Source organism: Mucilaginibacter celer (assembly GCF_003576455.2).
GTDB lineage: Bacteria > Bacteroidota > Bacteroidia > Sphingobacteriales > Sphingobacteriaceae > Mucilaginibacter > Mucilaginibacter celer.
This window is the reverse complement of record NZ_CP032869.1, coordinates 6,367,552-6,380,449: the sequence shown is the minus strand read 5'-3', so window position 1 is coordinate 6,380,449 and position 12,898 is coordinate 6,367,552. Positions and strand designations below refer to the sequence as shown.

Sequence of the window (12,898 nt, the reverse complement as noted above, 5' to 3'; positions counted from 1 at the left end):
ATGTTAATTATGACAATCGGGCAGGCGACAACCATAAGAGGTTAGGGCCAGCCTATTAAAAGTTAAACGTGTATTCGCATTCAGCAACCCGTTAATGGCTATTTTGGCAAAGCTTGTTTTCTCGTCGGTACAATAGCGGCTTACGTTGTAGTTACCCCGGTAATACAGTTTTCTGCCGGCATCAAGCAGGGCTATCTGTGGGGTTGAGTAAACACCGCAGGCCTCAGCAACGGATGGATCGAATATCACCGGGAGCTTCATGCCAAATTTATCCTGGATCTCATCAACGGTAAAATGCTTATCACTCATAATCACAATCATGAAATTTACCTGTGCCGAGTATTGCGCTACAATGGCCTTAAACTGGTTGATGTTGAATCTTGAACAGGGGCAATTCGGGTTAAAAAAATGAAGGAACAGGGGTTTACTATTATCGCTATAAACTTTATACAGGTTTTGGTTGAGCTTAACCAACTCGCCTTGATTAACGGGTTTGTAATTTGCCGGGATTGGAGTAGGCAGGCGATATTGCAAATCGTTGTACCAAAACAATGCCCCCACTGCCGTGCAGAGTATCAACAGCCAAACGATGACGAAAGTCTTTTTCATTGTGATACGGCCCTTGCCATAAAGGTTGTTGCAAAATCCTTAACAAAAATGGGCAAAAACAACAATAAATATGATAAATACTACGGTTTATGCGTCATTTAAACACATAGGTTTTAAAAAACTCGCTTTTTAGTGTATTTTCAACACTTTTAAGTAAGTTTGTGGCAGATAATTACTGCTATTTTCGTTTTTTGGTAAGGTAGCTGCGCAACGGGATGTCGTAAACCTGCATCACGAAGTATGCAAAGGCCGGCAGCACAATTAACGCTGCAATAATAATTAAGGTAAGATGAGTAGTATCGGGCTTATTGGCTGCATAATAGTTGCCAAACATCCACAACACGGCATAATGCGTCATATACAACGGATAGGAGATGTTACCAAAAAAATTGCAGATCTTTTTTAATCCGCCAGATAGCGTGGCCCCGGCACCAAGGGATACGATGAGCGGAAAGTAAAAAAGTATTACGAAAGGCTCGCTCAGCCAGTTCCATTTTGAAAAAGGCATGATAAAGGCCAGGAACAACAATATCGAAATGCCGATAAACCCCAGTTTATTTTTAATGATGAGGTTAAACCGGTAAACGATAAGCCCGGCCGTAAACGAGTATAAAACCCTTGCGCCGCCGTGCCAAAAAGTGCCGCCGCTCCAGCCGCCCAACAGGTTACCGGCCTGGTAGCCAACCATACACAAAATAATGCCGGCAATAATTGCGATAGGGACAAGGTAGCGTTTGGCCAGGCGGCAAAGCACCAAAGCGTAAACTATATTGGCTATATATTCCCAAAACAATGACCAGGCCGGGGCGTTTAAGCCAAACAAGTTAAAGTACCTATCCTCCATTACCGGGTACGGGATCAGCAATATCGAACTTAAAAATATCAGGCCCAGTTTACCTAAACTATAGGCCTCGGGATGGCCTCCAAAAGGATCAAAAAGAAAAGTTATCAAACCTAATACCGCCCCAAAAACAACCAGCGGATGCAGCCTGATCAGTCTCGATTTAAAAAACTCCTTAATCCCCATTTTGCCTATCCTGTCGTCATAAGCGTAGGCTATTACAAAGCCCGATAAGCAAAAAAAGAAATCGACGGCTAAAAAACCGTGGCCTATAAAATCCTGGCTGTAATCGGTATAAGCTATCTCCATAAAATGGAAGGTAACCACGGCCAGTGCCGCCACTCCCCTTAATCCGTCTAAAATTTCAAAATGCTGTTTTGTTTTAAGAATACCGGGAGATAATTTTTCCATGCCGTATGCAAGCCCTCCTTTCAGGGCTACAGCAAATAAAACAATATATTTTAAAAGATTGGCCGGGTTTAACGCTTTATCCGTCTAAACCCTAAAATTAAACGCCAAATTGCGTTAGGTGATGATCAAGATGTTTGTAAAACAGGTTATTCCATTGGGTAATGCTTAAAGGCCCAAATGAGTGCGACATTTTACCATCAAACTCACTTTCGCCCAATTGCTGTGTTTTTTTAATATAGCCAATCAGGCGCGCTTTTTCTGTTTCAAAATCCCGCTCGCCGGTTACAATAAAGGCGGGGGCAGTTGGACTGCTATGTTTATAAGGTGCTTCGCTTACCACTTTGTTTTTTACCAGCATTTTCAGCATCAGCCGCATCAATGCACCGGGTTTGGGGTGTTTATCGCCCTCGTACTCCAGTTCGTACGCAACGCAGCAGTGGGCCAGCATTTGCGGTGCATTCATTTTACCCCATTGCGCAGTGGTTGAGGACGTAAGTTTATTGATGCGACCGATAACATCATCGATAACCTGTACGGTAAAAATATTAGGAAATGCCATGTGTACAAGATAGGCACTGTTATCCAAATAACATCAATCTTAATTTATCACAATTAAAATTTGTGTTATCAGTTTTCTTAAAAATCCACCGGTTACTCATGTCACGAAATATCGCACAAAAAAACATACACCTGTATTAAAAAAGTGTATAAACAAAAACAGCTTCCAAGGGGAAGCTGCTATCATAGGTAGATGAAAATATATGTTGATCAGGCAATCATGCCCGGAGTTGCTGGGTTAAAAGCCTGGTTATTACGCAAAAACTGCAGGTTGGTGGCTTTAAAGGCATCAAGATCTTTTTTCAATTTAGCCTTAATGAGATGCGGAGCTTGCAGCGCCTGGAAATTGATGTTGAGATTTAATACTTTCATGCCTGATAGATAACCAAAGCCGTGCCAATAATGCAGGCATCGGGCCATAATTTTTTGACAGGGTTGGTTAACATCCTCAATACCTGATAATAATGTACCCAGTCTGCGTTTTTGAGCCATTACCTAAAGTTAAGGTGTAAAAATAGGTTCCGGGTATAAGCATTTTGCCGGTTACGCCCGAGTGTCCATCAAAAACATCAGTGTTGTTATCATAGCCTTTTTTTTGATACACTATAAACCCGTTTTGATTGACGACGGTGAGGTTATTATCCGGACAGGCGATAATGCCAGCTATAACCAGTCTGTCGTTGACGCCATCACCATTTGGTGAAAGGGCGGATGGTACCACAACTTCTGGTATTCGCTGTATAGCAGCAGCATAAAACGAGCCGGTATTAACTGTTGCGGCCCTTACAACATTAATGTTGTAAGTTTTTGTTGAGATACCGTCATTAGCAGCTACTGTGATTACAATGCTGTTATTACCCGCATTTAAGGATATCGGCGCCGAGGCCAATCTTGAAATTATATCTTTGCCATTTACAGTTGCCGTAGCCAACGAATCGCGGAGTGTTGCCGTTACAGTAACTGTATTTGTTACGCTTGCCACATTTACTGTGTAACTTGTTACATTGGCACTAAACACAGGCGAAAGTGTACCGCTGTTTGTTTTAAGATTAGCAAGGTTTGCCGCTATAGGAGCTGCCAGCCTGGTAATTGTAAGCGTGTATGTTTTGGTTTCGGCTCCGCTCGCGTTTGTTACTATTTTAATAACATTGACACCAATTTTAAGTGGAAAAGACTGCGAAGCGTTTCCTGATATTACCGTAATTCCATTAATGGCGATTGTAGTTGTAGCAGAAGATACCGTTGGTGTTATAGTTAATGAAGGCTGGGCGTTGGCCACAATAGCGGTATAACTTTGTGTTTCGCTACTAAAGGCTGGGCTAAGTGTGCCGCTGCTTATTTTTATATTGCTTAAATTCAGGCTGGCGGGTAACCGCGTAACTTTAACAGTATAGGTTTTGGTACTGATACCATCAATTGCAATTACTTTTATATTAATAATGTTTTCGCCAACATTTAGTGAAATTGGAGTTGATGACTGCCTGGAGCCAACAGAGGTCCCGTTTATTGTAGCTGTAGCCAGCGAATCGCGCAAAGTAGGTGTAACAGTAACAGATAATGTAGCATTAGGCACACTTAAGGTATAATTTGTAATGTTGGCAATAAAGGCAGGCGAAAAGCTCCCGCCGCTTATTTTTAAATTAGCCAGGTTAGCCGAAATAGAAGATGCTATCCTGGTTACCCCAATAGTGTAAGTAATTGGCACCGTAGAAAGAGCCCAGGTTTGCGTAGGTGCGGCAGCAAGCCCACCGGCCGGTGTAAACGCAATCGCCGGTAATGAAAATAATGAAGTATAGTTTTTGTTCACATTTTTAATGGAGCCATCAGATACGACATTGTACATAGCTCCTGAAGCGGACGTCCAGCCATAGTTACGCAACAATAGGTTATTAACAGTAGCCGCGAGACTAACGAGGGTGCCGTAGGTTGCGGGGCTATTGGTACGTGTATTGGTTACTATTAAACTATCAACAACGGCATTGCTTCTGATATTAAGATCACGATTGATATAGTCATAATTTGCCGAATCAATTACGAGTTTATGAATTGCAAGATTGTTTGCACTGGCTGTTCCAAGTGCAAGGGCTATGCCTGTTCCCTTACCCGCCGTTCCGTTGCTTATTATATGATTTTTGACGCTGATGGTGTTAATAACACCGCCCTTGGCCAACAAAATATCTGTTTGGTTTAAATCGCTCGCATTTGCCGATGTAGCAGCCGAAAGGGTTTTATTTAATGTGGTTGAGATATTAGATAATTCAATCAACCGGGCATTAAGTGTAAATTCGGCTTTAACGGTTGGTACGTTAATGTACTGATTTTGCGTGTGCGATACACGATCAATAATAACATGATCAATATTATCATTAATAATGATATACCCGGTTTGCTTATCGCCTGTGGGAATGATGCTGTCAATAGTAGCATTTACATTAGCTATTTTGATAAGCCCGAATTTGCCTGTACCGTATTGCCTTTGATAGGCAGATACTAAAACAACGCTATTGGTCGCCCTGCCTGTAATGCCGTCAATCAGCACGTCATCTAAAAAATAATCCTGACTAAGCAACCTGATCCCTCTTTTAGCATGAATAAAGTTAGTGTTCAGGATGCGCACGTTGGTTATCTGACCGCTTTTTTTTGTGGTTTTTGACTGAGGAACAGGATCGGTACCGCAAACACATATAGCATCATCTGTAGTAATGTATTTTACGTGGTTAACATAAATATTTGAAGAAGGCCCGTAAAAATGGAGGCCATCCTGGTTAAATTCGGTCAAACCACCCGAATTAGTGCTGATATACTGCTGGTTGATAAATATGCTGTCTATATAAATATCACGTCCTTGTATTGCAACCGAAAATGTTCGCATGCTGTCGAGTTGCATATTTTTTAAAGCGAGTTTTTTTATTCCCATTAATTTAACACCAACTATAAACTCGCCGCTATCAATACCAGCCGTGAGGTGGTGTTGTTGCTTTAAATCATTTCCGCTTAATAAAAAGCCTTCAATGGTTATATTGGTGTCGATACCCTCATCACGCCAGTGAGCATTAGTAAAAATTGGTCTGTTGGCGTTATCTGCAAGTCTTACTTTTGCGCCATAGCCCACAAGGTGATTATTAGCATAAAGCGTGTTACCGCTGGTATAAAACAAACCTCCGCTATCAAAAAGTTTAACTTTTTGTGTAGTATCGTTAATATATTGCTGTATAATAACGCTATCGTTTCCCCCTGCGCCGGCAGTTTTGCCATGGGCTGCGGCATACTCTTTAAGGGTTAGCTGCTGTACCGAATTAATTTTACTCATCCCGTTCACTACAACACTAATAGTATTGAGGCCTTGATTTAACGGGATGCTTTGAGATGCCGACCCCGAATTCACATCCTTTCCATTTACCCGGACGGGGGACGCGTTATTGGTAAACGGCAAAAACGTTATAAATGATGTAGTATTAGGAACTACCGCATTGTAGCTTTTTATCGTTTTATTAAATGCGGGGGTAATAGTACCCACTGATAGTGCTAAGGCTTTAAGCGTATCTGCTTTAGATGCCATGCTTGAAACAACAGCCATATTAGACTTGTTAAACGTAAACGCAGGGCAAACTTTAACCGAAGCCAGTAAAAGCGTAACTATAATGAGGCGTTCTTTTTTTACCCTCCTTAACAGAAGAGTAAATAACGACACCGCTTGCAGGCTCACTTGCATACAGATTGTTGAAATTAACATGATAAGGTTACTCATTGAGTTAAGCGGCAATGCGTTTATAAACTAAAAACGCTGCAATTTACTGATTTATAACGAAAATGGGATACCAACAAATGTTTTCAGATACGATTTATCGGTTTCAAAATGATAAATTAATTATACCAATTGTATGTAGTTTCATTATTTTCAGCATTAGCTCAAATAAACTCAAGCTATCCTGAATAAACCGGTGGGTATAAGCTGATGAAATACATAATTCCGGCAATCGGTAATGGGCGGTTATACGTGCTAAAAATCGATAGTTAAAAAATTTGGATATTAAAACTTAAATCACTTATCTTCGTTAATTACCAAAAAGCAAGACTATGTAGGCAAACGGCTTACATAGTCTTGTTTGCTTTTATAAGCATTGCGCGTCCTTTCTTACAAACAGGGAAGGGCGGTTTTTTTTGGATAACGAACAGTAATCATATTAATAAATTTTTGCGTTATGGCAGAGGTATCATACTATACCAAAGATGGTTTAGAGAAATTAAAAGAGGAACTACAACGATTAAAAACAACCGGCCGTGCCGATATATCAAGGGCTATTGCCGAAGCACGCGATAAAGGCGATTTATCTGAAAACGCCGAATATGATGCGGCCAAAGAAGCCCAGGGCTTGCACGAAGCTAAAATTGCGCAACTGCAGGAAACCCTGGCCAATGCACGTTTGCTTGATGAATCGAAAATAGATACATCAAAGGTTTTGGCTTTATCTGTTGTGAAGATCAAAAACCTTAAAAACGGTGCCACCATGAGCTATCAACTGGTATCAGAAAGCGAAGCCGATATGAAATCGGGCAAAATTTCGGTTACGTCACCGATAGCCAAAGGCCTGCTGGGCAAACGCGTTGGCGAAAAAACCGAAATTACGGTACCTGCCGGTAAAATTGAATTTGAGATCCTCGAGATCAGCAGGTAATTCTGTAAAAATATATTAGCGGGGCGGATGATTTAGTTGAAAAGATCATCGGCCCCGTTTATATTAGTACCCTATCTACCCATAAAACAAAACCCGTTATGAGCAGCATTTTTTCAAAAATAGTAGCCGGTGATATACCAGCCCACGTAGTAGCCGAGAGTGTTGATTTTTTGGCATTTTTGGATATTAACCCGCTTACCGAAGGGCACCTGCTGGTGATTCCTAAAAAAGAAGTTGATTATTTGTTTGACCTGGATGATGAAACCTACACTGGTTTACAATTGTTTGCCAAAATAGTAGCCGTAGGTTTAAAGAAAGCCATCCCCTGCCCAAGGGTTGGCGTGGCTGTTATGGGGCTTGATGTTCCGCATGTACACATCCACCTCATCCCGCTTAACGGCATGACGAGTATTAACTTTTCAAACCCAAAACAAAAGTTCGCGCCGGAAGAGTTTAAGGCAACTGCAGAGAAGATAAAGGAAGCGTTGAGATAGATTAGTGGATGTGCAGATTTCAGATATGCAAATGAAGCACCGGTTGAAGTTTAGTGATATCGTAACTTTCACAAATAACCTGCACATCCGCACATCTAAAATCCGCACATGATTCCCTACTTAATCACCCGCTTTGCATTATCCTTCACAAAAGTATCCCAGCCCGAATACGATTTTTTACTGCCCGCTTTGCCTGCACCGGTTGTAACCCGTTGAAAGGAATGACAAACGGCCACGGCCAAACCATCGGTAGCATCTAAAAAATCGGGAGTTTCTTTAAACTTTAACAGGCTTTGCAACATGGCGGCCACCTGTTCTTTAGTGGCACTTCCGTTGCCGGTGATGGATTGCTTTATTTTACGGGGGGCGTATTCGTTAATTTCCACATTACGCGACAGCGCGGCCGCTATGGCCATCCCCTGCGCCCTGCCCAGTTTAAGCATTACCTGTATGTTTTTACCATAAAATGGAGCTTCAATGGCCAGGCAATCGGGGTGGTAGTTATCAATAAGAGCAACTGTTTTTTCAAATATGCGCTGCAGTTTCAACATCTGATCGTCGGTGGCCGGCATTTTTACCACACCCATGGCAAGCAGTTCAATTTTGGGACCGGTTTCCTTAACCAGTCCGTAGCCCATTACCACTGTACCCGGGTCGATGCCTAAAATTATCCGCTCTTTTATATTTACCGCCTGCTGCATATCAATCCAAAGGTAACCAATCAAACCAAACTATTTTGCAGCACGGCCATATATTGCTCCCGGCTTATCATCCGCGCGCCCATCGATTCGAGGTGGCTGGTATGTACCTGGCAATCTATCAACTGGTATAAACCGGTATTGCATAAATAAATCAGCGCTGTTTTGGAGGCATTACTAACATGGCTAAACATGCTTTCGCCGCAAAACACATCGCCAACATGTACGCCGTAAAGGCCGCCTACCAATTGGTCACCCTCCCAAACTTCCACCGAGTGTGCATGCCCTTCAGCGTGCAGGGTATTATAGGCTGCAATCATATCGGCTACTATCCAGGTGCCGTCCTGCCCCTGCCGCGGGGTAGTTGAACAAGCTCTGATCACCTCATCAAAACAGGTATCAACCGTTACCCTAAACTTTCCTGACCGCAACACTTGCCGCATGGATTTGGAAATCTTCAATTCATCGGAAAATAAAACAAAGCGTTCATGAGGCGAATACCACAGGATAGGACTATCATCACCATACCACGGAAAAATACCGCTTTGATAAGCAAGAATCAGGCGCTGGGTGGATAGATCACCACCTACAGCCAAAAGCCCGTCTGGTTCGGCCAGATCGGGCTTTGGAAATATTAGTCGTTTATCAAGCCTGAATATCATTCAGGAGGCAAATTTAAGCTTTGCGGCGAATCACCAGCTTTTTATTTTGGGCTTTGGCTATAGCATCCATATACACCTGCATTTCATTGTATTTAGCAGCAGGGATCACCTGATTTTTTAAATTGAATTTAGTGGTGCTCACTACCTGATTTTTTGTTGCATCGTAAACATACTTAACGTCATAACTGCCATAAGTAAATTTAAGGTTTTGATCGGTCGGCAGTGTTTCTACTTCAAACCCGGCAGGCAAATCAATAGTGGTAACGCATGTTTTAAGCATCGGCACTTCAAAATAATAATCCGTTTTTCGCTTTTCTTCTACCGGGAGTGTTGATTGCCATAAATCAAAAACCCTTGGTTTATAAAACTGCTTACTGCCTGATAGTACATCGCAAAACCTATCGTATTCCAATTCAAGACCCACTTCCTTCACACCATCTTTATCGGACGAAGGTGTAAAGCTGAAAGCCGATGGCTGGCGCATATTCAGCATCCTGATCATGCGTGACTTTTGCTCGTCTTCCTTCAGGTACATCAGGCCCATATAATCGGCACGGTAATCACCGGTGCTTAAAATTTTAACCTGCGCCAGGGCGCTGCCGTCTTCATTAAGTTTAATGTGTACTTCGCTGTTAAACTGGTTATCAACATCCGTACTTGCCGGGGTCTTCACCAATTTGCCCCCATCTTCGGTAACCAGTAAGGCATACCTGTTTTCGGTAAACGGCCCCAGCTTACCAAAAGCCTGGGTAGAGCTGGTGCACTCAAGCCAGGCGGTGTCTGCTTTAAAAGGAATGCAAAGTATCACGTGGTTAAACGGATTGTTCGGAAATGCCGGATCGGCCGGTTGCATATTGGCACCTGCATTAACAATGGCATAGCACGACGGTATATTTACCGCCTTAAGCAGTGCCGACATGTAATTGGACAGAGCCTTGCAATCACCATATTTTTTCTGATCTACAAAAGTTGCCGGGAAGGGCTTCCAACCGCCAATGCCCAATTGTATGCCTACATAGCGCACGCTTTTCTGCATGTACTCGTATAAAAATTTTGCCTTTTCCCTGTCGGTTTTTATATCGGCGGTCATTTTACGTATTTCCTCCGCTCTTTCGGGTGTAAGGCTGCAAACATCAGCATTTAACTGCTGCTGCCATTTGCCGTAACCTTGCCAGGTTGCCATATCGCCGGGTACACCATAAAATTCAAACGCGCCGGCAGCAAAGTAAACCTTAGGTAAAACACGCCAGCTTTGCGAACCGCTTTCGTGCTTAAATGCCTTTAGGTTACTTACCTTCCAGGTGTAGCTGTCAATTTTTTCGGCTGTGGTTTTTACCGGTTTAATACTGGTATTGAAGTTTTTATACCTGAAACCGGCATCGCTGTTAATAGAAATACGATAAGAAGAGTTTTGAACCGATTGCTCATAGTCCTGGTAAGCCCATGCGCCGAGGCTCATCAGGCTTTTTCTGTCGTAATCGTAAATAAATTCTATCGTGCTTGGGTAGGTAGCAACGGTATGGCTTATGGAAAGTATTCTGTCGTCGGTTACCAAAGTTTCGTTATCTACTGCTGACTGATCATACATATCGCTTTTATGATATTTTTTTATCAAAGTTCCATCGGCCCCATAAACACGCATTTCAAATGAACTTAACGAAATAAACTTTTTATTGTACTGCAAAGCTATTTCGGCCTCATCGCTTCCCTTTTCATTTAAAATGGTGATGATGGTGTGATAATGTTCTTCGGCTCTGCCCGGTCCGGTAATGTTACGGTCCTTAAGGCTATATCTAACTACCGAGTTGGCATCCTCTTTTAACGAATCAGGGATGGTTGAGGCAATATAAAGATCCTTCGGGATGTTTTTTTCCTGCGAAAAGCTTTGCCCCGCTAAAACAAACAGTGCTGCTGTGGTTAGCAGCAGCCTGCTAAAATATCTGATACACATGTTATTCATTACGATTTTTTAAGCACAACCTGCTCATTCAACATTTCGAACATTTTTTTCCAAAACTCGTGGAACTCCGGATAATTCTCCTTAAAAAATATAGTCTTTTTGTTGTCGATGCTAAGGCGTACCATTAATGAGCCATCCTGCTCGGCAACCATACGTTTAAAAACAATTGAACCATCGGGCATGGCCATGCTTACACTTTTGGGCAGGGCATCAACCTTATATCCGGCAGGCAGTTTAAAAATGCCGGTTACATTGTAATTATCGCGATAGCCAAAATCAATATCGGTAGTGCGGTTTTCGCTCAGGAAGGGGTTTTTGCCCAAATCTGTAAACAGGTTTGAGTTAAAGTAAATGTAATTCTCGTCCGAACCTGCAAGATCAAGGTTAAAATCAATATTCTGTCTTACCGGAACTGTGTCGATATCAATGTTTTCGATTTTAAGTGACGAGATTTTCAGGTTGTTATTGTTATCACGCAGGTTTTCGATATATTTTTTTTCACCATCGGTTTTATAATGCTTAACTACATTGATGCGATTGTAAGCAAAGCTGCTGATATCGGCAGCGCCGGCCATTTTGCCATCAGGTTTAATTTCGGCATTAATCAAAATCACCTGCCTTACAGGTTCGGCATCCTGTAAAAAGGTCATATCATAAAATTTATCGGCTTTGTTTAGCAGCAAGCCAAACGAATTTAAAAAGTTGGTTGGCACCTGGTTATACAGGTTGTATTTGTTACTGGCATCAAGCACATAATATTTGGCGCTATCGACAGGAATATATGCCACCGTGCTGTTAAACTGGTATGAGTTAGGGAAGCTTGGATTTACGCGGCCATGCTTACGGGTGCTTACCATCATCGGGAAAACATTTATACCTGTTTTTTGCAACAGGTGATAAAGGATCAGGTTTATCTCGGTAGAGTTACCCACCTTTTTCTCCCAGGCCTTAACGGTGCCATCCATGGTGTAGTTGCCATAGTCGTCATTCCATTTCATGGTGTTTTTCACCTCGTTAAAAATGTAGGCTATGCGCTCATCATTTGTTTTAAAGGTTTTGGCTTTGGCTATAATGGCTTCCTCGCCGGTAAGCTTGCGGTTAAGCTGCGCACCAAAATCGTCCCACTCCATTACGTTTTCGCCAACCTTGGTCCAGCTATCCTGAAAGCTTTGGGTATAGGTTAAACGCACACTTAATAACTGAAAAAGAATGCGTTCCATATTATCATTCAGCGCACCCATATAAGGCTCTTCCTTAACCGATGGGATATTCATCAGCGCCTGTGTATGCGTATTGGTACCCGAGGTTTTATCGACTACAAAAGGATAATGCAGGTTTTGCAGGTTTTTATAGGTTAATATATCGGGGATATTGGTGCTTAATTCGCTATAGCGGGTTGGTATGGTGCTTTGAAAATACCAGTCCGGAAAATTTACAACGCTGGCCGAAGTTAAACGATATTTAAACTCGAGGATGCTGCCTGGCTTAACGTTAGGGAACGAAAACACAATGGCCGAACGAAATTTATCTACAGCCTCGGTAAAAATCTGCTTTTTATCAACTTTTACAGGTACAATGGCGCCATTTTCCATGTTGATGGTCTGGGCTTCAACACCGGTAACAAACTGCGAGCGGTTATAGCTCAGGAATTCGATGCGTACGTTAGCCGCGTCCTTTCCGCGGTCGTTAAATACTTTAATACGTTTGTGGCGCTCAAATACAATCTGGTATTGAGTGTCAAAATACACGTCGCCCTTATCGAAAAGTATTTCGGCATTGGCATCGGGTTCAAAATCACATTTGGTCATTTCCAGGTCGGCTTTATCAACTTTACCAAACGACTTGGTAACCGGAATAGCAGCAGGAGCCGGGGTTTGTGCTTTAACAACTGTAGCAAAAGCAGCTAAAGCGATAAGGGTAAAAAACTTATTCATTTTAAATTAATAGGATTTCGGTTTAATTGTGAATAATGGCAAAAGAGAATAACGC

11 protein-coding genes are annotated in these 12,898 nt (G+C 42.2%); 2 read left to right on the top strand and 9 right to left on the bottom strand.

Features of this window, described 5'->3' with window-relative positions:
* Positions 1-3 precede the first annotated feature (3 nt).
* The 5 genes from HYN43_RS26570 to HYN43_RS26550 form a co-directional block, all read right to left on the bottom strand.
* Positions 4-609 (bottom strand): TlpA family protein disulfide reductase, encoded by a 606-nt coding sequence (locus HYN43_RS26570; protein ID WP_119406889.1) that lies wholly within the window; start codon positions 607-609, stop codon positions 4-6.
* 178 nt (positions 610-787) lie between these two features.
* Positions 788-1,861, bottom strand: a complete 1,074-nt coding sequence (locus HYN43_RS26565) for an acyltransferase family protein (protein ID WP_119406888.1) — start codon at positions 1,859-1,861, stop codon at positions 788-790.
* Between the two features lie 97 nt (positions 1,862-1,958).
* Positions 1,959-2,420 (bottom strand): DUF1569 domain-containing protein, encoded by a 462-nt coding sequence (locus HYN43_RS26560; protein WP_119406887.1) that lies wholly within the window; start codon positions 2,418-2,420, stop codon positions 1,959-1,961.
* A 209-nt stretch (positions 2,421-2,629) separates the two neighbouring features.
* On the bottom strand, positions 2,630-2,791 hold the full coding sequence (locus HYN43_RS30540) for a hypothetical protein (RefSeq protein ID WP_162996642.1): 162 nt from the start codon (positions 2,789-2,791) through the stop codon (positions 2,630-2,632).
* Between the two features lie 76 nt (positions 2,792-2,867).
* Positions 2,868-5,996 (bottom strand): cadherin-like beta sandwich domain-containing protein, encoded by a 3,129-nt coding sequence (locus HYN43_RS26550; RefSeq protein WP_162996641.1) that lies wholly within the window; start codon positions 5,994-5,996, stop codon positions 2,868-2,870.
* Between the two features lie 625 nt (positions 5,997-6,621).
* Between HYN43_RS26550 and greA the strand changes: the two genes are divergently transcribed.
* A complete protein-coding gene (gene greA, locus HYN43_RS26545; protein ID WP_119406884.1) occupies positions 6,622-7,095 on the top strand; it encodes a transcription elongation factor GreA in 474 nt (157 codons plus the stop codon).
* Between the two features lie 98 nt (positions 7,096-7,193).
* Complete coding sequence (locus tag HYN43_RS26540; protein ID WP_119406883.1) at positions 7,194-7,589, top strand: HIT family protein; 396 nt, start codon at positions 7,194-7,196, stop codon at positions 7,587-7,589.
* Between the two features lie 116 nt (positions 7,590-7,705).
* Here HYN43_RS26540 and ruvC read toward each other — a convergent pair whose 3' ends face one another.
* The 4 genes from ruvC to HYN43_RS26520 are packed head-to-tail and all read right to left on the bottom strand — an operon-like array spanning position 7,706 to position 12,843.
* Positions 7,706-8,290, bottom strand: coding sequence for a crossover junction endodeoxyribonuclease RuvC (ruvC, locus tag HYN43_RS26535; RefSeq protein ID WP_119409139.1), 585 nt, complete (start codon positions 8,288-8,290; stop codon positions 7,706-7,708).
* A gap of 20 nt (positions 8,291-8,310) precedes the next feature.
* Positions 8,311-8,949: a leucyl/phenylalanyl-tRNA--protein transferase gene (aat, locus tag HYN43_RS26530; protein WP_119406882.1), complete on the bottom strand. Its 639-nt coding sequence runs from the start codon at positions 8,947-8,949 to the stop codon at positions 8,311-8,313.
* A gap of 13 nt (positions 8,950-8,962) precedes the next feature.
* Entirely contained in the window at positions 8,963-10,900 is a 1,938-nt protein-coding gene (locus tag HYN43_RS26525) for a DUF3857 domain-containing transglutaminase family protein (protein ID WP_162996640.1), read from the bottom strand.
* Between the two features lie 8 nt (positions 10,901-10,908).
* A complete protein-coding gene (locus HYN43_RS26520) occupies positions 10,909-12,843 on the bottom strand; it encodes a DUF3857 domain-containing protein (RefSeq protein ID WP_119406880.1) in 1,935 nt (644 codons plus the stop codon).
* Between the last annotated feature and the right edge of the window lie 55 nt (positions 12,844-12,898).